The sequence below is a fragment of the Microbulbifer maximicatervae (SeqCode) genome, assembly GCF_052468095.1.
This window is the reverse complement of sequence record NZ_CP174332.1, coordinates 4,059,186-4,081,256: the sequence shown is the minus strand read 5'-3', so window position 1 is coordinate 4,081,256 and position 22,071 is coordinate 4,059,186. Positions and strand designations below refer to the sequence as shown.

The 22,071-nt window shown below is 50.5% G+C and carries 32 protein-coding genes and 1 tRNA gene; 9 read left to right on the top strand and 24 right to left on the bottom strand.

What is annotated here, in order from left to right; all coding sequences use genetic code 11:
- Positions 1-10 precede the first annotated feature (10 nt).
- Positions 11-988, bottom strand: a complete 978-nt coding sequence (gene dusA / locus ACJJIL_RS18000; RefSeq protein ID WP_444956751.1) for a tRNA dihydrouridine(20/20a) synthase DusA — start codon at positions 986-988, stop codon at positions 11-13.
- 528 nt (positions 989-1,516) lie between these two features.
- On the opposite strand from dusA, the gene ACJJIL_RS17995 reads away from it, so the two are divergent.
- Entirely contained in the window at positions 1,517-1,777 is a 261-nt protein-coding gene (locus ACJJIL_RS17995) for a hypothetical protein (RefSeq protein WP_282934157.1), read from the top strand.
- Between the two features lie 85 nt (positions 1,778-1,862).
- On the opposite strand, the gene ACJJIL_RS17990 is transcribed toward ACJJIL_RS17995, so the two are convergent.
- Entirely contained in the window at positions 1,863-3,071 is a 1,209-nt protein-coding gene (locus tag ACJJIL_RS17990; protein ID WP_445360419.1) for a glycerol-3-phosphate dehydrogenase/oxidase, read from the bottom strand.
- Positions 3,055-3,747, bottom strand: coding sequence for a glycerophosphodiester phosphodiesterase family protein (locus tag ACJJIL_RS17985; protein WP_413664492.1), 693 nt, complete (start codon positions 3,745-3,747; stop codon positions 3,055-3,057). Before ACJJIL_RS17985 ends, ACJJIL_RS17990 begins: the two co-directional genes overlap by 17 nt.
- Before the next feature lie 460 nt (positions 3,748-4,207).
- Here ACJJIL_RS17985 and ACJJIL_RS17980 point away from each other — a divergent pair, with 460 nt between their 5' ends.
- Positions 4,208-4,891 carry a fimbrial biogenesis chaperone gene (locus tag ACJJIL_RS17980; protein ID WP_445360418.1) on the top strand — a complete coding sequence of 228 codons (684 nt, stop codon included), beginning with the start codon at positions 4,208-4,210 and terminating at the stop codon, positions 4,889-4,891.
- A gap of 61 nt (positions 4,892-4,952) precedes the next feature.
- Here the strand turns inward: ACJJIL_RS17980 and ACJJIL_RS17975 are convergent, their stop codons facing one another.
- Genes ACJJIL_RS17975 through ACJJIL_RS17965 form a run of 3 tightly spaced genes read right to left on the bottom strand, consistent with a single transcriptional unit; the run spans position 4,953 to position 8,966 of the window.
- Entirely contained in the window at positions 4,953-5,900 is a 948-nt protein-coding gene (locus ACJJIL_RS17975; RefSeq protein WP_445360417.1) for a hypothetical protein, read from the bottom strand.
- A complete protein-coding gene (locus ACJJIL_RS17970) occupies positions 5,887-8,400 on the bottom strand; it encodes a TcfC E-set like domain-containing protein (RefSeq protein WP_445360416.1) in 2,514 nt (837 codons plus the stop codon). Before ACJJIL_RS17970 ends, ACJJIL_RS17975 begins: the two co-directional genes overlap by 14 nt.
- 38 nt (positions 8,401-8,438) lie before the next feature.
- Positions 8,439-8,966, bottom strand: coding sequence for a hypothetical protein (locus tag ACJJIL_RS17965; RefSeq protein WP_445360415.1), 528 nt, complete (start codon positions 8,964-8,966; stop codon positions 8,439-8,441).
- A gap of 276 nt (positions 8,967-9,242) precedes the next feature.
- Between ACJJIL_RS17965 and gltX the strand changes: the two genes are divergently transcribed.
- The 3 genes from gltX to ACJJIL_RS17950 all read left to right on the top strand — a co-directional run bounded on the left by gltX (position 9,243) and on the right by ACJJIL_RS17950 (position 11,958).
- Positions 9,243-10,718, top strand: coding sequence for a glutamate--tRNA ligase (gene gltX, locus ACJJIL_RS17960; RefSeq protein ID WP_444914676.1), 1,476 nt, complete (start codon positions 9,243-9,245; stop codon positions 10,716-10,718).
- A gap of 161 nt (positions 10,719-10,879) precedes the next feature.
- Positions 10,880-10,955, top strand: a tRNA-Ala gene (locus ACJJIL_RS17955).
- Between the two features lie 250 nt (positions 10,956-11,205).
- Positions 11,206-11,958, top strand: a complete 753-nt coding sequence (locus ACJJIL_RS17950) for a hypothetical protein (protein ID WP_445360414.1) — start codon at positions 11,206-11,208, stop codon at positions 11,956-11,958.
- Positions 11,959-12,021: 63 nt separating this feature from the next.
- Here ACJJIL_RS17950 and ACJJIL_RS17945 read toward each other — a convergent pair whose 3' ends face one another.
- The 17 genes from ACJJIL_RS17945 to ACJJIL_RS17865 form a co-directional block, all read right to left on the bottom strand.
- Positions 12,022-13,257 carry a tyrosine-type recombinase/integrase gene (locus ACJJIL_RS17945; RefSeq protein ID WP_445360413.1) on the bottom strand — a complete coding sequence of 412 codons (1,236 nt, stop codon included), beginning with the start codon at positions 13,255-13,257 and terminating at the stop codon, positions 12,022-12,024.
- Positions 13,258-13,287: 30 nt separating this feature from the next.
- On the bottom strand, positions 13,288-13,533 hold the full coding sequence (locus ACJJIL_RS17940; RefSeq protein WP_413664500.1) for a hypothetical protein: 246 nt from the start codon (positions 13,531-13,533) through the stop codon (positions 13,288-13,290).
- Entirely contained in the window at positions 13,526-14,458 is a 933-nt protein-coding gene (locus ACJJIL_RS17935; protein ID WP_445360412.1) for a hypothetical protein, read from the bottom strand. Before ACJJIL_RS17935 ends, ACJJIL_RS17940 begins: the two co-directional genes overlap by 8 nt.
- Complete coding sequence (locus ACJJIL_RS17930) at positions 14,455-14,664, bottom strand: hypothetical protein (RefSeq protein ID WP_445360411.1); 210 nt, start codon at positions 14,662-14,664, stop codon at positions 14,455-14,457. Before ACJJIL_RS17930 ends, ACJJIL_RS17935 begins: the two co-directional genes overlap by 4 nt.
- The gene (locus ACJJIL_RS17925; protein WP_445360410.1) at positions 14,657-14,791 is read right to left on the bottom strand and encodes a hypothetical protein; all 135 of its coding nucleotides are present in this window, start codon (positions 14,789-14,791) and stop codon (positions 14,657-14,659) included. The genes ACJJIL_RS17930 and ACJJIL_RS17925 overlap by 8 nt, the downstream gene beginning before the upstream one ends.
- Complete coding sequence (locus tag ACJJIL_RS17920; RefSeq protein WP_445360409.1) at positions 14,788-15,339, bottom strand: phiTE_072 family protein; 552 nt, start codon at positions 15,337-15,339, stop codon at positions 14,788-14,790. The genes ACJJIL_RS17925 and ACJJIL_RS17920 overlap by 4 nt, the downstream gene beginning before the upstream one ends.
- Entirely contained in the window at positions 15,336-15,782 is a 447-nt protein-coding gene (locus tag ACJJIL_RS17915) for a hypothetical protein (RefSeq protein ID WP_444934943.1), read from the bottom strand. Before ACJJIL_RS17915 ends, ACJJIL_RS17920 begins: the two co-directional genes overlap by 4 nt.
- Positions 15,769-16,098 (bottom strand): hypothetical protein, encoded by a 330-nt coding sequence (locus ACJJIL_RS17910; RefSeq protein ID WP_444933644.1) that lies wholly within the window; start codon positions 16,096-16,098, stop codon positions 15,769-15,771. The genes ACJJIL_RS17915 and ACJJIL_RS17910 overlap by 14 nt, the downstream gene beginning before the upstream one ends.
- Positions 16,099-16,128: 30 nt before the next feature.
- Positions 16,129-16,314: a hypothetical protein gene (locus tag ACJJIL_RS17905; RefSeq protein WP_444914668.1), complete on the bottom strand. Its 186-nt coding sequence runs from the start codon at positions 16,312-16,314 to the stop codon at positions 16,129-16,131.
- 75 nt (positions 16,315-16,389) lie between these two features.
- The gene (locus ACJJIL_RS17900; RefSeq protein ID WP_445360408.1) at positions 16,390-16,644 is read right to left on the bottom strand and encodes a hypothetical protein; all 255 of its coding nucleotides are present in this window, start codon (positions 16,642-16,644) and stop codon (positions 16,390-16,392) included.
- A gap of 87 nt (positions 16,645-16,731) precedes the next feature.
- The gene (locus ACJJIL_RS17895) at positions 16,732-17,031 is read right to left on the bottom strand and encodes a hypothetical protein (protein WP_445360407.1); all 300 of its coding nucleotides are present in this window, start codon (positions 17,029-17,031) and stop codon (positions 16,732-16,734) included.
- 24 nt (positions 17,032-17,055) lie between these two features.
- Complete coding sequence (locus ACJJIL_RS17890; RefSeq protein WP_444919084.1) at positions 17,056-17,343, bottom strand: phage antirepressor KilAC domain-containing protein; 288 nt, start codon at positions 17,341-17,343, stop codon at positions 17,056-17,058.
- Positions 17,340-17,498 carry a hypothetical protein gene (locus ACJJIL_RS17885; RefSeq protein WP_445360406.1) on the bottom strand — a complete coding sequence of 53 codons (159 nt, stop codon included), beginning with the start codon at positions 17,496-17,498 and terminating at the stop codon, positions 17,340-17,342. The genes ACJJIL_RS17890 and ACJJIL_RS17885 overlap by 4 nt, the downstream gene beginning before the upstream one ends.
- On the bottom strand, positions 17,498-17,806 hold the full coding sequence (locus ACJJIL_RS17880; RefSeq protein WP_445360405.1) for a DUF6378 domain-containing protein: 309 nt from the start codon (positions 17,804-17,806) through the stop codon (positions 17,498-17,500). The genes ACJJIL_RS17885 and ACJJIL_RS17880 overlap by 1 nt, the downstream gene beginning before the upstream one ends.
- A complete protein-coding gene (locus ACJJIL_RS17875) occupies positions 17,803-18,105 on the bottom strand; it encodes a DUF7673 family protein (RefSeq protein ID WP_445360404.1) in 303 nt (100 codons plus the stop codon). Before ACJJIL_RS17875 ends, ACJJIL_RS17880 begins: the two co-directional genes overlap by 4 nt.
- A complete protein-coding gene (locus ACJJIL_RS17870) occupies positions 18,102-18,284 on the bottom strand; it encodes a hypothetical protein (RefSeq protein WP_444914662.1) in 183 nt (60 codons plus the stop codon). The genes ACJJIL_RS17875 and ACJJIL_RS17870 overlap by 4 nt, the downstream gene beginning before the upstream one ends.
- Complete coding sequence (locus tag ACJJIL_RS17865) at positions 18,281-18,676, bottom strand: response regulator transcription factor (protein WP_445360403.1); 396 nt, start codon at positions 18,674-18,676, stop codon at positions 18,281-18,283. The genes ACJJIL_RS17870 and ACJJIL_RS17865 overlap by 4 nt, the downstream gene beginning before the upstream one ends.
- 238 nt (positions 18,677-18,914) lie before the next feature.
- On the opposite strand from ACJJIL_RS17865, the gene ACJJIL_RS17860 reads away from it, so the two are divergent.
- A complete protein-coding gene (locus tag ACJJIL_RS17860) occupies positions 18,915-19,310 on the top strand; it encodes a hypothetical protein (RefSeq protein ID WP_445360402.1) in 396 nt (131 codons plus the stop codon).
- A gap of 97 nt (positions 19,311-19,407) precedes the next feature.
- Here ACJJIL_RS17860 and ACJJIL_RS17855 read toward each other — a convergent pair whose 3' ends face one another.
- Complete coding sequence (locus ACJJIL_RS17855; protein WP_445360401.1) at positions 19,408-20,274, bottom strand: type II toxin-antitoxin system RelB family anti-toxin; 867 nt, start codon at positions 20,272-20,274, stop codon at positions 19,408-19,410.
- Between the two features lie 111 nt (positions 20,275-20,385).
- Here ACJJIL_RS17855 and ACJJIL_RS17850 point away from each other — a divergent pair, with 111 nt between their 5' ends.
- The 3 genes from ACJJIL_RS17850 (at position 20,386) to ACJJIL_RS17840 (ending at position 22,051) form a co-directional block, all read left to right on the top strand.
- Entirely contained in the window at positions 20,386-20,655 is a 270-nt protein-coding gene (locus tag ACJJIL_RS17850) for a YdaS family helix-turn-helix protein (protein ID WP_445360400.1), read from the top strand.
- A 342-nt stretch (positions 20,656-20,997) separates the two neighbouring features.
- Positions 20,998-21,780, top strand: coding sequence for a hypothetical protein (locus tag ACJJIL_RS17845; protein WP_445360399.1), 783 nt, complete (start codon positions 20,998-21,000; stop codon positions 21,778-21,780).
- 25 nt (positions 21,781-21,805) lie between these two features.
- Complete coding sequence (locus ACJJIL_RS17840; protein WP_445360398.1) at positions 21,806-22,051, top strand: hypothetical protein; 246 nt, start codon at positions 21,806-21,808, stop codon at positions 22,049-22,051.
- Positions 22,052-22,071: the final 20 nt, after the last annotated feature.

The window sequence follows — 22,071 nt, the reverse complement described above, 5'->3', positions numbered from 1 at the left end:
TGAAAGCGGTCTAAGCGGCTTGGGTGACCTGGGCCAGTGCCTGTTCAAGCACCTCGGGACCCGCCCCCGGCTTGTGGGCATTTTCGCTCAAGTGGCGGCGGAAGCGTCGAGCACCAGGAAGCCCCTGGAATAACCCGAGCATATGCCGGGTGATATGATTCAAGCGCTGTCCGCGCTGCATTTCCTGCTCGATATAGGGCAGCATCTGCTCTACCACCTGGATGGCATCCGGGCCTGTTTCACCGCCAAATAATTGGCTGTCTACCTGGGCCAGGATTGTCGGGGTTTGGTAAGCCGCGCGCCCCAGCATAACACCATCCACGTGGCTTAAATGTTGCTGGCATTCCTCAATTGAATTGATCCCCCCATTAATAACAATTTGTAGCTGGGGGTAATCCTTCTTTAACTGGTAAACCATGTCGTAATTGAGCGGAGGAATTTCACGGTTTTCCTTGGGGCTTAGCCCCTTTAGCCACGCTTTGCGCGCATGGACGATAAAGGTATCCACACCGGCATTGGCCTGGGCCTCCACGAAGCGGGTCAGGCCTGGGTAGTCTTCCATATCGTCGATGCCGATACGGTGCTTGACGGTAACCGGAATAGATACCGCTTCCCGCATGGCAGTGAGTCCTGCGGCTACCACATCCGGTTCCGCCATAAGGCAGGCACCAAAACGCCCGGACTGGACTCGGTCACTGGGGCAGCCACAGTTTAGGTTGATTTCGCTATAGCCCCATTCCTCGGCGATACGGGCGCATTCAGCCAGTTCTTGAGGGTCACTGCCCCCCAACTGCAGGGCGACAGGTTGTTCAGCTGCATCAAATTGCAAATGTCGCTGTTGATCACCATGCAGTATTGCCCCGGTGGTCACCATTTCCGAATACAGGCGTGCATGCTTGCTCAATAGGCGCCACATATAGCGGCAATGGCGGTCGCTCCAATCGAGAAGTGGTGCAGTGCAGAAACGGTGGGTATTAAATTCGGACATAAACTGCGGAGTAAAACACTAATAAAAACAGAGTAGCCGCCATTATATGGGATGCCTATGGTGATGTGCGGCTTTATTGTGAAACTTCGGGCACCTTTCTTGGAGTGAGTGCTTGCGGAACAGCAAGGTGGAACTCGAATAATGGTTGGCGGGCTTTATAAGGGGTGCTCTTATCCTATCGGTTGCTTGTGTAACTAATAGTGTGAGAGATCTGCGGTGGATGTCAAAGCTGGAACGGGTTCATATACCAGGAGCTTCTTACTCGATCCTTGATGGCTGATATATGCAAGGTAAAGAGAGATCAGGTTTTATTCAGTTTGTACTTGCTGGTCATTTGAATTATCCACATCAGCAAAATAAATAGTGAGTGAACACAATGTTCTTCTGCCGACAGATTTCTGTGATGAAAGATAGAATTGCTCCGTCCTTAATACTGAGCCGATTATTTTGAGTGCAGTCTTTTCTTTGATGGCAGTGCACTTCTGACTTTTTGGCCAAGCTCAACAAAATTTATAAAAGGAGTTTAGTATGAAGTTTAAATTAATCAGTGTGGGAGCTGTGGTACTGGTTTTGGGTGGATGCGCTTCATTAATGAAAGAAACTGTATCTAAAAGGGCGCCTTTTGATCTGAACTGTGATGCGGGCTCAATAACGATCCAGCAACTGGGATACAGAACTTATGGGGTTTCAGGATGTGATAAGCGTGCCACTTATGTATTGCAGGGACCTTGTTCAGGTCCGGGAAGTCAGTGTTTAGCAGTAATGAATTCCAATGTGGATGAAGGTTAATAGCAAAATTCGGGGGTAGGAGGTTTTTCTTGCTCCCCATTTTCTGGCTCCCAAAGTAAATGGGGGCAATTGCGAGGAAGAAATTTTAGATATTTCTCTCGCGTTCAGAAGAGTTTTTTGCGGTTTCGGAATGTTGGGTATTGGGTGGGGTGGGTGGTTCCACACATAAAGTGGGTTCAAGTTTATTTAGTAATTTACGTGCAGTGGCACGATAGCTGGTTAGCTTACCGCCTGCCACCGCTAGAATTCTAGGCTTCTTATTATCATCACAGCAAATAATGGTTTCCCGGGAGCGCGCAAAAGGACTCTTTTCCATTTCCGGAAGTACCCGTAGTCCGGAATAACTCTCGCAAATATCTTCTCCAATGAGCTCCCGGGCTTGAGAGAAATATTTCTGTACGGTCTGCAGAAGGTAACTCTCTTCTTCTAGTGTGGGGGTGACATCCCGAGGATCGTCAAAATAGGGGCGTTCTGTAGTTCCAACCAGTGTTTTATCCTGCCAGGGCATCACGAAAATCGCACGGCCATCATCAGCCTCCACATAGTAGATTTTATCGCCAAGAGAGAGGGGCAATAAAATATGGGTACCTGCGACCAGGTCGATAGGGGGCATGTCCACTGGCGGTGAACAGCGTGCATTCGTGTTGGCTACCCAGGGGCCACTGCAATTTATGAGCGCCCGGGTGCGCAGCGTGCTGAGCTTGCCATTAGCAACATAGTCAACGCGGACCCCATCCCCAGTGACTTCTGCACCTACTAGGCTACCGGGACAGATAATCTGCGCCCCATGGGCAACCGCTGAGGCAACTACGTCCCGGGTAAGGGCTGCGTCATCGGTCTGCGCATCGTTATAGCGGAAGACCTCTTTTAGGCCCTCTCTATTCAGGCCTGGAAGGCTGTCCCACTGGGATTTGGGTATTCTACGAAAGTATGAATCGGTGTTACTCAGTCCAGACAGAAGGCTATATAGGCTCAGCCCCAAGCGGACCAGCCAGGCCGGTCTCTTGCTGTGCTGGTAGATAGGGATGTAAAAAGGGACCATTCTCACGAGTTCAGGCTTGTTATCCAGTAGCCACTTTCTCTCCCGCAGGCACTCGTAGACCAAACGGAACTGGCCGCTCTCCAGATAACGCAAGCCGCCGTGAATAAGCTTGGAAGAACGAGAGGAGGTGGCGGCGGCGATTCCCAGCTGTTCGAGTATCACCACGGAATAGTGATTGGTGGCCAGGGCCTCGGCGGCTCCCGCCCCCTGTATACCTGCACCGACTACCAGGACATCAAAATCCGTAGACATCACTCGCTTCCCGGGAGCGCATCAGCAGCGGCAAGTTGCCGGTGAGAATATGGTGAGCACCGCGCTTGCGCCAGAGTACTGCCTCTTCTGTCGAATTGATTTCATAGACAACCCATTGCCAGGGGCCTGGGGGCAATTCGTCACATTCAACCTGGCTGTCGCGAATTAGTAGATATTCTGGCGCCAAAGTAACAATGTCGGCAGATAGGCACCGGGAGACACTATTGATCTCAAGGGCAACCCGATGCCAGCCCATATTGCGGGCGGCTCTGAGGCTGCGGCAGTCTGCGGTGAGTAGAGCGAATGACTCATTCTCACTGCGCATCAGCTCCATTAACTTTTTAACGGCGGTGACAAATCCAGTGGCGGCGATATTGGCAGGTGAGATACCGATAAACCAATCCAGGTGGCGATGGCAGCTGGCCCAGTCTACCAGCTCGATAAAGCGATTTATCGACTGGTGGTGTAACTGTGAGTCCCTAAGGGAGTGGAAGACCTGGGACTGGTCATTGCCGGGGATGTGCAGGCTATCCTCGTGGAAGCACCAGGGGGTGCCGTCGGCGCTGAAGCGGATATCGCACTGAATAGCGCAGGCCCCCAGATTATGGGCCGCCTCGAAAGCGGCAATCGTATTCTCTGGTTGGCGGGTCTTGTCGCCGCGATGAGCAATTAACATGTGAATCTGGTCCGAAAAGCGGGTGTTATTGTCGTCTGGAATTGGGCGTAATTTGGCCTTTGCCCAGAGATGAACCGGACCCTGGCTGGAGCCGGGTCATACAGGAAAAATAGACGGTGCCACCGCTGTTGCAAGGTTCACGGGGAGGAAATATGGGACCAGAGGGCTATCAATGGAGGGCTGGGGTTTTTACATTGTGATGATGCTGAATCGATTGCATACTGCCCATATGGATAGCGCGCCACTGAGTTAGCTAGCGGTATGTCGCGTCAGGATGATCTATTACGTTGGCAGTGTTTTACTTTTCAGGCGGTGTAGGGCAAATCAGTATTGCCTCTTATTTACTAGCGGGGCTGGTGATGTTGATTTAAGGGAGGCTCATTAGGTTCCGATTTGACTTGTGGATAAAACAGCCCGATATTGCGCTTACTATAAGAAGTTCTAAAACTACCCGCTCTTTATGAAAAAAGTACTGCTTTCACTGCTACTCTTTGTCGTCCAGCCAGTAATGGCAGCTATGTCTGTGGATAAAATTGTCCTTTACCTGGAAGATACTCCCAGCGCCCGGGATGATGTTCTCGTCAGCAATCCAGATAATGAGACGCTATATATCCAAACTGAAATATTCCGTGTGGATAACCCCGGCCATGATAATGAGAGCCGAGTCAGGGTGATAAATCCTGATGAATTTAAACTCCTTGTCAGCCCCGCAAGAGCTGTCCTGGCTCCCGGAGAGAGAAAGCGCTTTCGCTTAATGGCCTTAGATAAAGATCTTGAAGAGGAAAAAGTCTACCGGGTGACTTTTAAACCTGTTGTAGGTGATATCAAGAGTGACAGAACGGCACTAAAAATCCTTGTAGCTTATCAGGCGTTGGTATTTGTGCAGCCAAAAGGCGGAGCTTATAAAATTGATTTAGTGGCTGAAGGGGATCATTACCGACTCACGAATAGTGGCAATATTAATGTAGAAGTCGTGGAAGTACGTCATTGTGTGACTGAAGAGAAGTGTGAAAAAATTGAGGCCACCGGTCGGTTATACGCTGGCACCAGTATCGAAGTAACGGGTAAACCCGTTGGCGGCGAGCTGGAAGTTTTACTGCGAGGGCAGCAGAGTGAGCGGGTTCGTTTTCCTCTTAGTGGCTAATTAGAATTGGTTGCTTGTCTATAGCAAGCAGGGCGGATTAAAGGATTATTTTGTATTTAGCTCACTGGCTGCTCACCGTTACTGTGAGTACATCGGTGTAGAGAGGTTCGCCCGCGTTTTCCCAGTCTGAGGGCGCAATAGAAATATAAATTCGCGCATTATCAGAAAGGCAGTTTTCATCCGAAGTTCGGCTAAAGCTGCCGGAGATATCGCCCAGGCTATCCGGGGAAATGCCTGAAGTTGCAGCCAGATTGTCTGAGAAGGCTACGCTGTAGGGGATTTGTTCACTGTTTCCCCCCAATTCATAGGCACTGCTGCCTGATCCCCCGGTGCTGCCATTGGCGCTGGACAGGTTTACTGTGTAACCGCTAAATCCTATACCGCCAACACAAAAGTCCTCACTGCCCTCAATGGCCTGTCCAAACAGGGTGCCACTGTTGCTGAGGTCAATATCACCCAGATTGCGAATGGCGATGTTTGGCTCTACGTCCAGCACAATGTCAAACTGAACTGTTTCGGTGCCGGCAGTCCAAATAATAAAATAATTATTCAGTGTCATCTCAAAGCTGGCGGAGTAGCGGCTGGAAGAGGGTATTTGGCTGCTGTCCAGCTCGATCACTAAATAAGTATCTGCATCGTCGCTGGTGCCAGCAAAAGTAGCGGACTGAGTTCCTGGATTGAGTGTTTCCGTGGTGCCGTTATTGGCTCGAAATGAAATATCAATATCCAGCTGTTCACCACTGTCCGCAAATAGTGCGAAAGTAGATCCACTGAGCGGACTTACTTCTACATCGTAGCGCAGGGTCCAGCTTCCCAGCAGGCTTCGGGTAGTGAACTGAATTTCTTTAGGTTCTGATTCGTAATCAATAGTGTGTGAATCTTCCAGGCCACAAACTCGCAAATCGTTATTGCTGGAGCAATTTACCTGGGCTTGTACTGGTATATTAAATAGCGGAATTAACAGTGCAGAGGCCAGGCCAAGTTTGTGCAGCTTCTTAATTACGGACACGGCTTACCTCTGCTATTTGCCCAGTCTGGCAGTTGGCCTCTGACTCTTCTATGGTTCCCAGGTTGAGCCAGCTATCACCTGATGAAGTGGCCTCGATTGAGGCTTTACAATTTCCCCAGCGAACTTCTGTATTTAGGATGGTGTTATGTTCACCGTGGAATTCCATTTGGAAAACGCCGTATTGGTCAGTTTTCGCTGAGTGTTCGCCAATGATTACTTCTGTATTTGCCAGCCCCTGGCCAAGGCTGGTTAATCGGCCCAGTACCAGGATTTGTGGCAGTATTTGGTAGCTGCTGGCGCCCACATTGCCCGGATACAGGGTAATGGTTTCGGAGGTTTCCCGGTAATCGAAAAAGCCCTCTTCCAGGGGCCGGAGGGAAAGGTCGTAACTGCGATAAGCCGGTAAATTAATCACTGACGTTGTGCCGCCTTTGGCGTATCCACGGCGGCTGCCATTAACCAAAACTTCAAAATCTTTATCTTCACTGCCTTCGATATTTACGATAACTGCGCTCTGGAGACTTTGCTCACCGCCCCAATTGAGGGAATTTTTTGTGGCAATCAGGTTGGTGCTGAACCCTCCGAGGTAGTTGATCGCACGGCCTTCATCATCATCGTAAAGCCCAACTGCAGTATTCAAATATCCGTGATGTCCCGCTAAATGCGTACGGGCCTCCAGGTAATTGGCTTCAGGGGATGCTTCCATAGAAAGCTGCTGTTCAAATTCAGCCGCCCATAAATCCCGGTCGTACCAGCGGCTTTGCAGTGCAAATCGCTCGCTGCTAGTGCTTTGTTCGCTGTTGTCGCTATAGAGATTAGCGGTGTGTTGCCAGTGTTTGGAGCGCATTCGGAACTGGAATTCCAGACTGGTGTATTGCTCGCCGTCTGCATCACTGTGGGACAGAGTGGCGTTGCCGAGCCAATGGGTGCTTTTAAAAAAGGGGTGGCGGAACTCCAGGGTTTTTAACTTCTGGGCACTGCTCAGTGAATCGCCGTTGTCGATGCTGCCGGGGAGTTGGTTTTGGTCCCGCTCGCTGAATCTTAGGGATAGCTGTCCGCCCAGTACCGCTGTACGCAGACTCAGACTTGTTTGGGAATAGCTGCCCGGCAGCAATGTATATTTATCGTTGTTGAACGGTGTTGTATTGGCATCCAGCTCGGTTTTTACTGCACTAAAAGTCCCGTAGGGCATTTTAAGTAATGCCTGCAATCGGTATCCGCTGCGTCCATCACCGGATGTCACCAAGCTTGGGGAGACTTCAACGCCTTCGCCAATCCAGCGACCGCCGATTTCCAACAATTGCTGCTCCTTGGTTGCGGCGCCAGAAACAAAAAGACCCAATCCGGTCGTTAAACGGCGTGCGACAGAGGCAGTAATAATTCCTTCTTCGTAGTAGTCCGGCAGAGTGTCGTCCCAAAAACTGCGGGTGGGCAAACCTGCCTGCAAGCTCCAAAACCACTCATCGGGGGCCGGCAGTAGCGAATCCTTGGCAAAGAATTCGATATGCCGGCTCAATACCCGCCCTGCTTCATCGTAGGTGCGCACCTCAATGTCGTAGGCGCCGTGGGGTAGGGTAGAGGTATTTAACAGGCGGTTGCCGGCCTCCAGTAGTTCGGTGTGGATAAGTCGTTCATCCCGATATACCTCGACTCTACCGCGCACCGGCATATTAATTTCAACCGGCGCTCCCTGTTGATAACTGATATCGGTTCGGGTGCGCTGGGAAGTGCGTAGCTCTACGCCATAGATCGCTTCCTGGGGCCGGAAATAGCCAAAGCCCCCTTGGGGTTGTAAAAGGCCGGCCGAATAGGCTTGCCCCCGAAAATCCCGACTCCAATACAGGCTATGGATCCGGCTGTCCTGCTCTGAGGCCGCAGACCATTGTGAATGCAGAGCGCTCTCACCAAAGCTCACTATGGTGTTGCCATTTAATGCAGCGCTATAGCTGTCCGGGCCCCAATCACTTTCAACCCCACTCCAGGAACCGCTCAGGTTTTGTACGATAGAGAAGTCAGAACTCGCTTCCGGCAAATAAGGATCATTGATTGCCGCTTGTTGCGGCAACAGCTCTTGTGAGAAAAAAAGATCCAGCCGGTAGAGCTGCTCATCGTAAATAACGGCAAACTCCGATGGCATTAAGTAGCCACAGCCAATCTGCCGGTTTGAGCGGCATACATGGTGACTGTTTCTTATTTGCGGTCGTTCGAGGATGGAGAGAATTCGCTCGGTGTCGCGAACTTCGGGCAACAGTTCGAGTACCTCAAACGGGGAGTCAAAGCGAACAAAGCGCGGGTCAATTGTGACTTGCGCAGCACCAATTTCCCGGCCGCCGTAGTAGAGATCCACCACGAGTTGCTGGGGTTCGGTGAGATCATCAAACCCTTCAGGAGCAGAGGTTTCCAGTAGGAAAGTCGCTGCGGTCGCTGCAAGGGCATCGGGGCAAGAGGCTTGCACCAGACACAAAGCCAGCGCAAGGCGCCCCAGATGACGTCCTGCCATATTGAGCTATGGCTGGCAGGGCCAGCCACTCTTTACTGTTACTCGGAGGCGACAGTGATCAGCAGGGTATCGGTATAGGTGGTGCCATTTAGCACAGTTGCAGTTTCCCAATCGCTGTTGGCCACAGTGATTTGGAAGCGCGCGTTATCGCTGGAGCCACAGGAAGCAATATTCCGGGTTTTGCCTGTCAGTGCATCGCCTATTGTAACCGTCTCGAAGCTACCGGAGATGCTGTTATCAAAACCAACACTGTAGGGCACATTGTTGGTGCCGTCGGTCAGGGTAAATTCCGTATCATTCTCACCGTCATTACTGTCGAAAGTGATGCTGTAGGTGGAGAACCCGAGGCCGCCCACACAGAAATCTTCGGTGCCTACGGCATCGGTACCCAAAGTGGGATCGGTAATCGTGAGGTTGTCTACACGAGTGATCTCAATAGTGGGTGTGAAAGAGAGAGTGATATCACTGTTTGCACTATCAGTAGCGGCCATTGAAGCGGCAGAAATGCTTAAAAGGGTACCTGCTGCAATAGCAGAAAACAGTGTGCGAACTACATTTTTTTGCATGGTATGCCATCCTGAGCGATTAATTTATCGTTCTTGGGGAGAAGCTGCTCGCGGAAACCCCTGCAAAATTTGGGGTAATACGTTAGTCAAGCCATTCCTTCTTTATGGCCGCAATAATACTTTTTTCGTGATGTATGTCACGTCATTAGCTCACAATAATGAAGTTATGGCGCGTAAATATTCTTATTGAAGAGAAAACCCCGCCTGTGCCAAGAGGCTGGCCAGCGCTATAATCCTGCGGTTTAACGAGTCCTCCATTTATCAATCAGGTTTATCATGACCGTAAGAACCCGAATCGCACCGTCTCCAACCGGTGATCCCCACGTTGGTACAGCCTATATTGCCCTCTTCAACCAGTGCTTTGCCCGCGCTCAAGGCGGCCAGTTTGTATTGCGTATTGAAGACACCGACCAGCAGCGCAGTACCCCGGAATCGGAGAAAGCCATTCTCGACAGCCTGCGTTGGCTCGGGCTGGATTGGCAGGAAGGACCGGATGTAGGCGGCCCTCACGGCCCCTATCGCCAGAGTGAGCGCGGCGATATCTACAAAACTTACTGCGATGAGCTGGTACAAAAAGGGCACGCCTTCCACTGCTACCGTACGGCGGAAGAACTGGAGCAACTCCGTGAAGGATTGCGCGAAGCGGGCCGTACTTCACTGAAGCCCAGTGACCTGGCTCTGCCGGAAGAGGAAGTTGAAAAGCGTCGCGCTGCCGGAGCACCTTATGTAGTGCGTATGAATGTGCCTGAGAGCGGTACTTGTGTGGTGGAAGATCTGCTGCGCGGTACTATTGAAATTGATTGGGCCCAGGTAGACGCACAAATTCTGCTCAAGTCCGATGGTATGCCCACTTACCACTTGGCGAACGTGGTGGATGATCACCTGATGGAGATCACCCATGTTCTTCGCGGTGAGGAGTGGATCAACTCCGCACCTAAGCACAAACTGTTGTACGAATACTTCGGTTGGGAAATGCCGGTGCTCTGCCACCTGCCGCTGTTACGCAACCCGGACAAGACCAAGCTTTCCAAGCGTAAGAACCCCACCTCTATTCTGTATTACCAGCGTGCCGGCTTTATGCCCGAAGCACTGCTTAACTACCTGGGCCGTATGGGTTGGTCCATGCCGGATGAGCGCGAGAAGTTCTCCCTTGAAGAGATGCTGGAGCTCTTCGACATCCAGCGTGTCTCCCTGGGCGGTCCGGTATTCGATGTAGAGAAACTGTCCTGGTTGAACGGCCTATGGATTCGCGAACTGGAAAACGAGCAACTCGCCGATCGCCTGACCGAGTGGATGTTTAACCGCGACAACCTGCTTAAGGTTCTGCCCCAGGCGAAAGAGCGCATGGAAACCTTCGGTGACTTTGCCCCGCTGGTTAGCTTCCTCGCTTCTGGCAAATTGCCCCTGACCGAAGACAGCTTCAGCGGTAACAAGCTGCCCCTGGATGACCAGAAGAAGCTGCTTCAATTTGCCCTGTGGCGTTTGGAAGCCCTGCGCGCCTGGGACAAGGACAGTATCTTCCAGGCAGTGAAGGCCCTGTCCACAGCCATGGAAATCAAGCTGAAAGACTTTAACGCCCCACTGTTTGTCGCCATCAGCGGCACCACTGCGTCCTTCTCCGTGATGGAAGCCATGGTGCTCCTGGGCCCCGACCTCAGCCGCGCCCGCCTGCGCCAGGCGATCGACGTATTGGGCGGTGCCGGGAAGAAGGTGCTGAAGCGCTGGGAAAAAGAGTACGCTGGACTCAAGTAAGGCTGATTCGCGTTGGTGAGCCCCTGGAGGCGGCAGCCTCCGGGGGCCTGTGGTGTCAGCAGCTAACTAATTGATTAAAAAGTTATTTTTTCTGTTGACAGGCGCCTAAACCTTGCTAAAATGCGCCCCGCTTTCGACGGAAACGTCAAGCAACAAAATTTGGGGCTATAGCTCAGCTGGGAGAGCGCAACACTGGCAGTGTTGAGGTCAGCGGTTCGATCCCGCTTAGCTCCACCAAATTTCCCTTGTCTCTCAAGGGGTTGCGAGAAGAGGTTCACGGCCTCTTATCCGGTGAACAAAAACTGGACAAAAACGTGAACAAAAACTCGCAAGAAAGAAAAAGGGCCTTCAGGCCCTTTTTTTTCGTCTGAAATTCCTGCCCATATTTGTTTGTCAGTTGTTCTATTGGTGAGCTTCTCTTGCTCTTATGCAGGAAGGGTCATTATCTTTTGCCGATTTTGTTGATTCTAAGGAGGGAGTCTGATTAATGAGTGATAGTAGCGAGAGCGTCTCAAAAGTTTTTAAAGAGCCGGTTTTGGTTGAGCTTCAAGATTCAGTTAAGAAGGTCAGATCCAAAGTTGTATTGGTTAGCTTTATATCCTTACTAATGACCTATGGGGACGTGAAAATAGACCCTAAATCTACTTTCTTTGGATTAAAGTTCACCGGTTTGAATAATGATCTTATTTTTAGTGGGTTGTTAATTCTCATCTTCTATTTTTTGTTTTATTTTTTGTGGAGTATCTATGAAGCTTTGCAGGAGTGGGAGGTTCGTGTAACTGGAGCTAAAATGGCTTATGGATCTAAAGGGCCTGCTCAAGATGCTTATGAGGAAAATTATCCATCAGACCCTCGTAATGCTTCACTTTACCATTGGTGGTCGACACAGGCAGAAAAGATTAGCCCTATAGGCGAAACAGTATCGTCTGCTATTGCAAGTGAAAGAGAAATTAAAGAGACAATAGATAGACTTAATAGAGAAGGATCTGAGCTACCAAGAGAAGTATTAGATATTCCCCAAAAGCTTCGTGATAATATAGCGGCTTGGAGTTCTTTACAGCGCTCGATTCTGGTAATTAGCAGAGCGATTACATCAAATAATATTTTGGTCCCACTAAAAGTATTTGACCGTAGATACAGGTTTTTTCTGAATGCACAAAATATAAGATGGATATGTTTTGATTTTACTTTGCCCGTTGTTCTTGCATGTGTTGCGATTTTTAAGCTACTTTCTTCATAATGTAGTTAAGTGAATAGGGTGCTTTTTTGTGTAAAAACTTAGTAGCTTTAAGGGATATTAGCCTTAACCTGTTGGTTTAATTGTTTGAGGCTTATCAGTAAAACTCCCTCCTATAGCTTTTTCGTCAAGGTAAATACTAATCTCCTCATAATCAATACCATGCCCCGCCTGATAAGACTGGGTAACCCGCTCATCAGTATGTGCCATTAACTGCTGTACTGATTTCACGTCATACCCCATACGCTTAAACCGGTCTGAGGCGAGGCTTCGAACTTCGTGGAAGCTGGGTGGCGTTTGGTTTTTAGGTAAGCCGATATAGAGCCCGGTAGCGTTACGGGCTTCGGTAAACATATCGCTCAACCGGTCGGGGATTACCTGGCAAACATGCTCTTTAATTTTTCCCGTTCGCCGTTGCTTAGGAGTATGGCTCAGTATGTAGGGGCAGCGGTAATTTCTTAGGCTGAGTTCCCTGGCGCGGTTAATAAGTTTGCCAAGTTGTTGGTGGGTTTTTAAATTAAAACTTAAATGGCTGGCGGCGAGGCTATCCCGCTGCGCTTCGGATTTATTGATTGTTTTGCGAAGGTGGTCGCCTTGCAGATGTTTATCAAAGTTCAACTCACAAATATCGGCGCGACGCATGGTAGTGAGCATACTGATACCCATAGCCACCTGTAATGCTTCATAGCCTAATTCCCCGGCCTTTTCATAGATGGTCCAGTAAGCTTCCAGGGTTAAGCGTTGACGCTTTTTAATGGGCTTTCCCTTTTCCAGTAGGCGCGGACGATCGTCGGCTGTGGTAAACGGGTTGCTTTCTAATTTGCATAACCCTTCAGCCATTAGGTAATTAAAGAATTTATTAAACTCCGCGCGGCGTGCGTGCTGTTGATGATAGCTGAGGGATTCCCACCATTTGCGCAGGTCAGCCAATTTGGCTTTATGTATGGAGATTGCTTCGAAGTCTTCGCCAAAACGTTTCAGAGCGTTACACCGATTTTGCCAGCTGGCCTTGCTGGGTAATTGTGAGTCATTCTCAACCCGCCATTCGATATAGCGTATAGCATGGAAAGCGAAGCTTGCTCTATCCGGAGCTTTTGTCGGTTTGCGCTGGACCTTCTCACCGCGCATTTTATTGGCTTCCTCTGCCATCCTTAGCGCATCTTCTAATGATGCAGAGAAAACCCGATAGCGCCCGTCGGGTAAGCAATATCGCCAGTAGTTTTCACGTTTGCGTGCGTCTGGGTAAAGGTTGTGGGGTAGCGGTGTATCGCCCCACATGCGTATCTTTTTAGGTCTGGCCATTTCCTTGCTCGCCTACTGCTTAATCTGTTCTCAGCCTGCTAACAGGTCCATCCCGCTTCTGGGCTGGCCGTCATTGGCGGAGGTGTTTTGTGCTGGGGTTTTGCCGGTGTGGTCGCGTATGGCGAACCTGTCGGCATCCACATAGGGCTCCCCGGCGATGATCTGGCCGGGGATATGCTCGGCCTCTATCCACTCCAAGATTTTCTCTTTTCCAGGACGGGAGCCTTTTTCGAATTGCTCTTTGGCCCATGTGACCCCTTTAACCAGCTTACCCATTGGGCAGCCCTCCCTGACTCGCGAGGAAGTATCCCCGGCCATTTTTATTCAATGCTCCCGCCTGTTGCAGGGCGTCGAAAACGGGCTTAACGGTTCCGTGTCTGAGGCGCATATCGTTGATGATGTTGCGCATGACGGGCTTGTGGCCGAACTCCCCGGCGCGGATTCGCTGGGCGAGTTGCTGCTGTTCTTCGCTCAAGTGGGTGGTGTGTAACAGTTGTGTTTCCACCGTTTCAGGCTGTTGCAACGGTGCAGTGGCGCGTTTCGCAACCGTTGCAGCGGCGTTAAACGCGAGTAACGCAACCAATCCCACGATGTCTGTGATGATCGCTAGGGCAAGGAAGCCGATATGCTGAACCTTTGCCGGGTCTGCGTTCAGAGTGCCCGCCAAGCTATTGAAAGCGCTGTGCGTGCTGGGTGTCTGTTCGATTGTGGATAGCTTTTCTATGAGCTGCGTGCGCTTAGCTTCCAATGTGGATAACTGTGCAGCGGTATCAATAGCGCGCTGGCGGTAGCCGTTGTTGGCGTCGGTATTGATCAAGCCGTTTAGGGTGTTTATCTGCTGTTGCAAACTGTTTAACTGCTGTTGCAACACTTGGTATTCCTGGCTGTTACGGGTGCTGCGCTGCTGCTGTTCGTCGCTGTGAGTGGCGAGGAATCCGACCGTTGCAACAATGCTGATTACTACCAGCAGAGGCCAGAGGCAGAGCAGGGCATAGCCACTGGCCTGGCCCTGGTTGCGCAACCAAAGGCCCAGCGGGGCGAAGCTGAACTTGCACAGCTCCAGCGCCACCGCTGTGGCCCCGGCCACCACCTGCCCGCCGAGACCTGCGGGCATGGATATCCATAGCTGCACGGTAAACGCTAGGCTGGTGCCGCAGAAGATCAGCGCGGCGATGCCGGTAAGGGATTGCCAGAGTTTCACGCTGCTCTTCCTTTTTCCTCTTCTGAAATTGGTGAATTCCAAAACCTTGCTAATACAGACATGCTTAATTCTTCACTTGGAAGTCGGCAGCTCATATTTGCTTGACAGCCGGTGCATACAATCCACAGAAAATCATCATCACTAATTTTAAACTCCGCTTCAGCGCCACAAAGCTGACAATCGTTTAACTTAATTTCCTCATTCATAATCTCTTTTCCACTCCGTTGCATTGAGACCTGCGGGCATGGATATCCAGAGCTGCACAGTAAACGCGAGGCTGGTGCCGCAGAAGATTAGGGCGGCGATACCGGTGAGGGATTGCCAGAGTTTCACGCAGCCTCTCCAAGTTGCTCGGCTGTGCGCAGTTTTAGTGCTTCTTTCACTGCATCAATGATTTTGCATAGGTAGGTAAATTCGTGGTGGTCCTTGGTGGGCAGCAGCTCGTACCATTCCTGGCCAAATACCTCGCAAATGGTCTCCAGGTGTTCTTGCAGCTCGTAGTCGTCAGATAGGTGCTTTAGGTCTCTAATGTCAGTCCAAAGTCTTTTCGCCGTTTGTTTGTCAATTGCATGCTCTCGGCGATCTTCCAGAATTGTTGTTTTGGCTTGCTTATAAACTTCTGAAAAATCAGTAACGCTTCTTTGCAGGTGGTTTGGAAATAGTTTGTTAGAGAGGTAATCCGTACTTGCAGAAAGAAAAAAAGTCTCAAGAGTGTGCTGCTCACCCATGCGTGGCCAGAAGTGATTCCAAGCCTCACCGAAACAACTAAGGGTGATTTGTCCTGCCCCCTTGGCCGTGTTCTCAATAAGCACAGTGATGGGGTCGAGACCTTGAGGGGCTAGAATTCGAAAAGCTGAAACTTCAATGTCTTTGGTTTTCATGCTGCTCTCCCTTTTTCCTGTTTGCGATTCGGTAGAATCTCTGCCTGCCAGCCGTGGTCTTTGTAGTGGTTGGGGTTGGCTTTGTTTTTGATGGTGTCGAGTTCTGGGCGTACTAATTCGGCTAGGTCATTAAGGCGGACGCCGTAGGCTTCGAACTCGGTTGAGTCTTTATAGAAATCGCCTTCAGGGGTTTTGCACTCAACAAATACCGTCACCATCCAGTGGTGTTGCCAATTCAATATTTCATGCTGGTAGTCAGCGCGGGCGATATCGCCCACGGCGCCGCGCTGGCGTCGGTGGGTGATCTTTAAAATAGGATCGCCATCGGTATCCAGGCCGGTACTGCTGCGCGCAGTGAGGAGCAAACCGGGTAGCCAGCGGTTTACCCGACGGGCGTGCAGGGCGCGTTGGCTCATGGGCTTGCGGGGTTTACGCTTGGGCATTTTTTGGGGTCTCCACCATTTGCCGCGCATACCGCAAAATGCCGATAGTGCCTGTTATGCTTGTGCGGTAAGGGTTCTCTTCATGCTCTTCCCATGTTGCGGTTTTGTCGGCAACCCGATTACTCAATATGTACCAAGCGTCCCACCAGTCGTACTCGCCGGAATAGTCGGGGCCGGTATTAATCCCCCAGACGTATGCACACTCAAGCCGTCCCATGTGCTCATACTCTTGCGAGAAAGCATCAATAGGTTCACCAAGCGCAATTAACAGCGCACGCGCTTTCTTGCAGAGTTTTTTGTATTGCCGTGCTTTCACAATGGCTCCCTGATTCTTGTTGAGCTGATATCAACGGCTGGGCTTAATTCTTTCAATATCAACGCCGCCGGCTTTCCCTTCAATTTTTACAACTGGCGTGCCGCATACGTCCCAAGCAATTGAGCGAGTGTGCGTGCTTATTTCATTTCCAAAGTCATCAACAAAAATTACTGGGGTTCCGGGTGGGTATTGATTGTTGAATTCAGCCGTATTCATTACTCGATACTCTTACTATTGTTTTCTACCCACTTAGCCCGCACTGGGCGGGCTTAGAAAGTTATTGGCTGTGGGTCAGGCGGCGTTTGGTTCTGGGTGAGGGCAGTCTTGGGGTTTGTCCTCGGTGATTTTTTTATCGTCGATACGATAAATTTTTGCGGTGTCGGTTTTCTTGTCGAAGATCTGGGCCCAGTGTGTGAACAGCTCCTGCTGGGCAATGCGCTCTACCTCTTGGTAGGCTTCTACTTCAGTGGCGTAGGAGCGTTTGAAATCTTTGTTGCCACCCATCATTAAGTTGTAGGTGCCAGTGAATAGTGCGAATCTTTTCATGGAGTTCTCCAATTAATTAAAATTGGGCTCCGTACCGGCAGCCCTAACGGTTACAGCTGACTGATGCGCCTGGGGCGCGGTTGAACTTTAATACTTGCTTTCTAGGGGTTTTTCGCTTGGTCCCTTTCGGCCTTCGGCAATGTGCCCATATTCAAAATTAGGGCGCTCCATCACTGATTTTTTGCTGGTTATTTCAAGGCGTGAGATATCAAACCATATGGTTTCTTGTGGTTTGCCATCCGCGCTCAAACCTGGGTGAACAATTGCTTGAACGCATCCATACAGATCAAAACCTACATTTACTATTACGCCCTTTAGCCCTGTCACCTTGTCCTGACATCTCATACCAAGAAGGCTTAAATGTTTTTCAACTTGTGTTGTGTTCATACCTGCTCTTACTTCCTAAAAAATTTAACTGGCTTCGGGTACGGTTTGTTTTTCGATAAGGTCGCGCATCCAAACCATGCCGTTAGATGTAACTTTGGTATTGATATACGGCACTGCCACTGGGCCGCGTTTGTATTCAGCGTTTTGTGCAACGAGCAGGCCCTGTGTGGTGGCCCACTTTGTGGGGGAGTTGCGCATGGGTTCTTGGCTGTGTAATAAGCCGTTGTTCCGCATGAGTTTCATTAAATTGTTTCTGCCCATTCCCAATAGGCGGGCGGCTTGGGTGACGGTGAAGGTTTTTTCCTTTCTCACGCTGCCTCCTGATTTTCTTTTTGTGGGGCTTGGCCTTGGATGGTTTTGGTGAGTGTCGCGATTTGTTTGCGCATTCTCACAATTTCAGTTTCTTGCAGCTTCACCTTGGCCAGCAGTTCTTCGTACAGCTCTAAGATTCGGCTGAACTCGTTCATCAGGCTGCTCTGACCTTTGCGGCGGCTTCGCCGGCTAGGCCGAAATAGGCGGCGCCGTCTTCGTAATCGTCCGCTACAAATACACCACTGCTTGCGCGGGACTGTTTGAGCAGGACCATAAACATCCAGCCTTGCTCTTCGGTGAGGGCGGTTCCGTATAGGGCATTAAATGCTGATACGGTTTTGGTCATTGAGCGCTCGCCGCCTTCGCTATCGCGCTGCACTGCACGGTCGCGCATATGCTGGGCGCCTTTTTCCAGAAAGGCGGGGGCGCTGTAATCCGGTGGGGTAAATTCATTTGTGCTCATGCGGCTTCCTTCCTCTGGATTTCCAAGTGATTCCAGTCGCGGTAGAGGGTGTGGAATTTTTTCTCACCATCCGCAATGACGTTTTCAGGTGATCTGCCGTGGTAGCGCAGATTCATCACGTTGATTGCGTGTTGGAAGTTGTCGCCATCCAGTAACGCAAGGTCTGCTACGGGGACTGAAAAGTCGTAGCTATTCCAGGCGGACAGCAAAACCAATGCGGCAATTTTGCTGGCTCCAGAATTTCCATTAGCGACGGTGAGCAGGGTTTCCACGCTGTGGGCTGGGTTGTTCTGGTTCATGCGGCATCACCTCCAAACGGTGGCCAGTTGTTATTTACTGGCTTTGCGGTGGTGGGTTTTGGCTGCACTAGGCGGGTGCCAATTTTGTGGACGGCGTTGGCGATATCGATGCGGCGCTTGAGGCGGTCGATATTGTTTTTACTCATCGCCGTGGGGTGTACAAACACGGTGGCGGTCATGCGATTCCCTCCCGGTTGTTTCGGATGGTTTGTGAGGTGAGGCGGCGTTGGAATCGGGTGCGTAGCTGTTCTTGCTCTGCGCCAATTCCGCTGACAATCGTGGCGATCAGGACGAATTGAATTAATCCGTGCTTTACCGCCTTGGCCACGGCGTCGGTGCTGTTGCGGGCGTGCAGTTTGTAGAAGCACTCGGCGAGCAGGTTGCTGACGTTGGTGACGGAGCACTGCATAGCCTGGGCGGTTTCCCGGTTTGAGAGCCCTCGGGCGCGGTGTGTTAGCGCTTCCGCTTGGCGTGGTGCCAGGGGTCTGAGGTGGCTTGTGGCGGTGTCCATATTGGGTGCCCTATCCGTGGTGTTACTGCAAAATATAGGTGTGCCATTCTTGCGAGTCAATAGGTATCCCTATATTTTGTTGTTGAGTTGAAGTTGGTGTGGTTGTTGATAGGCTGAGGGCGCGTTTGTCTACGGATGACGGCAGCAAAATGCTGGGGTATGAAGTAGCGGGGTAGTGCTGGTGGGCGGGCCTGGGGGGTGCTGTGACCTATAAGGCGCCCAATATAGGCAAAGTGTGTTTAATCAGGTGAGACTGGCGTTAAGGTTTTCGAAGCAAATAAAACTAATAGGGTGGCTAATGAAAATTATTAGTGGGAGTTTTGGGGTAGAGGGATCTGCATACATTAGCAGGGATAACTATCTTGTGGTTGAAGGTGCAAGCAAAGTTATTTATTCGCCAGATAAAATAAAATCAGTATCCTCGCAGAAGGTAAAAGAGAAAAAGTTTAGTCTCTTTAGGTTTCTACTTGCGGCAGCTGTTCTTTGTATTATTTTGTGGGTGTTTTTAGGCTTTATTGGGTTGCTGGTTTTTACAAGCTTTTTTGGGATAGCTATCGCAGTTGTATTAGCTTGTTTAGTGTCGTTTTATTCGGTCAGCAAGAATAATGTTGAGGTCAAATTCTTGGATGAAAAGAGTGTAGTCCTTGAGTGTTCACCGGGGGGTGTTAAAAAGTTAACCCAATTTGCTGGGTGAATTGAATTGCGATTGAATCAGGTATGGCAGAGAAGATACTGTTTTAGCCTTCTCTGGTCGCAAAAGGCCCGCCGGTGAGCGGGCTTTTTTGTGGGTGTTATTCTGGGCTGAAGGAGCCAATGATAACACCACAAAAGGAAATATCCGTGCCAGTGACATCCATCAAAGGGTAGATTGGATTGATCGGGCGGAGAAAGACTTTTCCCATATCTTCAGTATAGGTTTTGAAGGTTGCTTCACCATTAAGCTTGGCAATGACGCGACAGCCGTTGGTTATGGCCCTGTCGGGGTCCACGAATATGATGGTTCCCTCTGGGTAGGACTTATGCCCGGGGTGTGGGCTGGTCATGCTGTCTCCGCTTACGCGCAAGGCGTAAGTGCGGTCTGAGTGATTAGTGGGGCAAGGTATCCAATCTTCTGCGTCACCCGGCTCGAATATATCAATCGACTCGCAGAACGCACCCGCTTGAACCCAGCTAATCAGCGGTACCCGGCCCTGTATGCGGGGGCCTGGGCTTACATTGCTACCAAAATTGCTAACTTCTTTTGCTGTTGCGTCATAGTCCAGTGATCCTAGGGGAAGCTCCAGTCCGGCCTCGATCTTCCTGGCAACTCGGCTATTGATGGGGCGCTTTTCATTGAAGATGAAGTGGATGTGGCTTTCCAGGTCGGGAAGCTTTTCCTTTAGCCCTTCCATTCCATATTTTTCAAGCAGCGGATCTAAGTTTTTGCGCCGGATGTCCTCTATCAGAGGGGGGCGTATTTCACCTTTACCGGTGGCTAGCCAAACCGGATTAACCCCTAGGTGGAGGGCTATTTGCGCGATGTAGCGAGTACCGTAGGACCGCCCATTCTCTAGTTCTGAGTAGGAGGGTTGGGTGATCCCCACCGCCTCTGCGACTTGCTTTTGCGTCTTTCCGGCAGCTTTGCGGGCCTCTTTTAGTCTGTCCTTCAGGTCGGTCACTGGTGAATCCCGTGGGGTTTTATTAGGCGCATTATGTTATAGGTCTACCTATAACATGAAAAACTGGAATACCAGTTGACCGGAGTATAGGTATACCGATACTCTGCGGGCATGGACAAGTCAGATCAGGTCGAAAAGGCCATCAAAAAACTGATTGAGCACTTTGGAAGCCAGAAAGCGGCAGCCAAGGCCCTGCGCATCAGTCAGCCCACCATAAGTAACCTACTAAATGGAAATCATGGTGCGTCAGCTGTATTGGCTCTGCGTGCGGAGCAGGTGGCAGGTGGGGTGGTTCGGGCTGTGGATCTTTGCCCGAAACTGGCTGAGCTTTTTGAGGCTGCTGATCGGCAAGCCATGCCAGAAGTTCAGCAGGCAAGTTAAGGCCGTGCGTGTTCGTTTCAGAAACCAGAATAACGATCATTTTCAATCCCCCATTTTATTGTCCTGCCATTCTGCGGTTTTTGAAGATCGGGATTAATTCATTGCGGTATATGGGGATTTATACAGGGTGTGTCAGATACCCAAGAAAGGGCCGGTGAGGGACGCCAATCCGGCCCGCTTTGAAGACTGCGGGAAAGACCTCTGACAGCCGGGAAAGACCGGCACTCATTTCTCTGCGCTATGGGCGTCTCTGTAGGGTTTTGTTCGCCGTGCGCGAATAGTGAAATCAAGGATAGGTAAAAACAATATGACCCATTCATTATTTTTCTGGGGGGCTGCTGCATGATTCGTCGAAGTGCTCGGCCGTCTTCAAATTACTTGGTGGTTTCAAATTCCGTTGTGTGTGATCGCCGTATTTCATTCGCTGCTGGCGGCTTGCTGCTGCACTTGCTGTCGAAGCCGGATCACTGGGAGGTTTCCCCTTCTGCACTGGCCAAAGAGGCTCAGGAGGGCAGGGATAAGATATACAGGTTGTTGGGCGAGTTAATTGATGCCGGTTATTGCGAGCGTATTACTAAGCGTGAGCGGGGAAAAATAATCGGTACGGACTATGAGATCTCTGATACACCCATTGACTCAAAGTCAGATTCTGAACCACTTCCTGAAAAACCGGATACGGTTTTGCCAGATACGGTTTTGCCAGATACGGTTTTGCCGGATCGGGTTTTTACGACACAAGAAAGTAAAGATACTAAGAAAGTAACCACTCTAGAAAATAACCAGAGAGAGAGCGGTCAGGGTGATGCCCTTGCTGTCCGTCAGGAACCCGCCCCACCATCGAAGCGTGGTACCCGCCTTCCCGATGATTGGCAGTTAACCCAAGAATTTTACGATGAGGCAGCCAAGACGCGGCCAGAGGTGATGCACCAGATCTACGACATTGCGGCTAGCTTTGGTGATTACTGGAAATCTCAGTCGGGCAAGCAGGGAGTGCGACGTGATTGGTTGGCGGTGTGGCGTAACTGGGTGAGACGCGAAAAGTTTATTCCACCGCAGCGAATAGCACCCCAGCAGCGAACACGGGACCGGCCAATCGGTGAAATGCTGACAGACACCGGCTGGTAAACACAGATTTTCAAGGAGCGATGCTATGACCGTTGTGACTCTGACAGAAGCCAAAGAGCGAATTATGACTACCGTTGCGATTAGACCCTTAGCGGTATTTCGCACGGATAACCCTCGCCAAGTGGATTTGGTGTTTGCCCATACGGTGGTGACTCAAAATAAAATTCGACAGGTGCATGAGGATTATTTGGGGACTTTCCATCGGGATAATATGCATGTGGCGAGAAAGGTTTTTCAGGAGCATTTCGATAGTTTTCAGCAGGCTGCGTAATTGTTCCGGTTGAGGTTACC

Excerpts from the sequence above, each read along its gene's own strand:
- dusA (WP_444956751.1), bottom strand. The coding sequence starts at position 988 with ATGTCCGAATTTAATACCCACCGTTTCTGCACTGCACCACTTCTCGAT.
- ACJJIL_RS17920 (WP_445360409.1), bottom strand. The coding sequence starts at position 15,339 with ATGAAAACCAAAGACATTGAAGTTTCAGCTTTTCGAATTCTAGCCCCT.
- gltX (WP_444914676.1), top strand. The coding sequence starts at position 9,243 with ATGACCGTAAGAACCCGAATCGCACCGTCTCCAACCGGTGATCCCCAC.
- ACJJIL_RS17970 (WP_445360416.1), bottom strand. The coding sequence starts at position 8,400 with ATGGCAGGACGTCATCTGGGGCGCCTTGCGCTGGCTTTGTGTCTGGTG.
- ACJJIL_RS17990 (WP_445360419.1), bottom strand. The coding sequence starts at position 3,071 with ATGTCTACGGATTTTGATGTCCTGGTAGTCGGTGCAGGTATACAGGGG.
- ACJJIL_RS17895 (WP_445360407.1), bottom strand. The coding sequence starts at position 17,031 with ATGAACACAACACAAGTTGAAAAACATTTAAGCCTTCTTGGTATGAGA.
- ACJJIL_RS17995 (WP_282934157.1), top strand. The coding sequence starts at position 1,517 with ATGAAGTTTAAATTAATCAGTGTGGGAGCTGTGGTACTGGTTTTGGGT.
- ACJJIL_RS17950 (WP_445360414.1), top strand. The coding sequence starts at position 11,206 with ATGAGTGATAGTAGCGAGAGCGTCTCAAAAGTTTTTAAAGAGCCGGTT.
- ACJJIL_RS17930 (WP_445360411.1), bottom strand. The coding sequence starts at position 14,664 with ATGAATGAGGAAATTAAGTTAAACGATTGTCAGCTTTGTGGCGCTGAA.
- ACJJIL_RS17860 (WP_445360402.1), top strand. The coding sequence starts at position 18,915 with ATGAAAATTATTAGTGGGAGTTTTGGGGTAGAGGGATCTGCATACATT.
- ACJJIL_RS17940 (WP_413664500.1), bottom strand. The coding sequence starts at position 13,533 with ATGGGTAAGCTGGTTAAAGGGGTCACATGGGCCAAAGAGCAATTCGAA.
- ACJJIL_RS17945 (WP_445360413.1), bottom strand. The coding sequence starts at position 13,257 with ATGGCCAGACCTAAAAAGATACGCATGTGGGGCGATACACCGCTACCC.
- ACJJIL_RS17880 (WP_445360405.1), bottom strand. The coding sequence starts at position 17,806 with ATGAGCACAAATGAATTTACCCCACCGGATTACAGCGCCCCCGCCTTT.
- ACJJIL_RS17905 (WP_444914668.1), bottom strand. The coding sequence starts at position 16,314 with ATGAATACGGCTGAATTCAACAATCAATACCCACCCGGAACCCCAGTA.
- ACJJIL_RS17900 (WP_445360408.1), bottom strand. The coding sequence starts at position 16,644 with ATGAAAAGATTCGCACTATTCACTGGCACCTACAACTTAATGATGGGT.
- ACJJIL_RS17870 (WP_444914662.1), bottom strand. The coding sequence starts at position 18,284 with ATGACCGCCACCGTGTTTGTACACCCCACGGCGATGAGTAAAAACAAT.
- ACJJIL_RS17845 (WP_445360399.1), top strand. The coding sequence starts at position 20,998 with ATGATTCGTCGAAGTGCTCGGCCGTCTTCAAATTACTTGGTGGTTTCA.
- ACJJIL_RS17875 (WP_445360404.1), bottom strand. The coding sequence starts at position 18,105 with ATGAACCAGAACAACCCAGCCCACAGCGTGGAAACCCTGCTCACCGTC.
- ACJJIL_RS17980 (WP_445360418.1), top strand. The coding sequence starts at position 4,208 with ATGAAAAAAGTACTGCTTTCACTGCTACTCTTTGTCGTCCAGCCAGTA.
- ACJJIL_RS17985 (WP_413664492.1), bottom strand. The coding sequence starts at position 3,747 with ATGTTAATTGCTCATCGCGGCGACAAGACCCGCCAACCAGAGAATACG.
- ACJJIL_RS17965 (WP_445360415.1), bottom strand. The coding sequence starts at position 8,966 with ATGCAAAAAAATGTAGTTCGCACACTGTTTTCTGCTATTGCAGCAGGT.
- ACJJIL_RS17915 (WP_444934943.1), bottom strand. The coding sequence starts at position 15,782 with ATGCCCAAGCGTAAACCCCGCAAGCCCATGAGCCAACGCGCCCTGCAC.
- ACJJIL_RS17840 (WP_445360398.1), top strand. The coding sequence starts at position 21,806 with ATGACCGTTGTGACTCTGACAGAAGCCAAAGAGCGAATTATGACTACC.
- ACJJIL_RS17850 (WP_445360400.1), top strand. The coding sequence starts at position 20,386 with ATGGACAAGTCAGATCAGGTCGAAAAGGCCATCAAAAAACTGATTGAG.
- ACJJIL_RS17885 (WP_445360406.1), bottom strand. The coding sequence starts at position 17,498 with ATGAACGAGTTCAGCCGAATCTTAGAGCTGTACGAAGAACTGCTGGCC.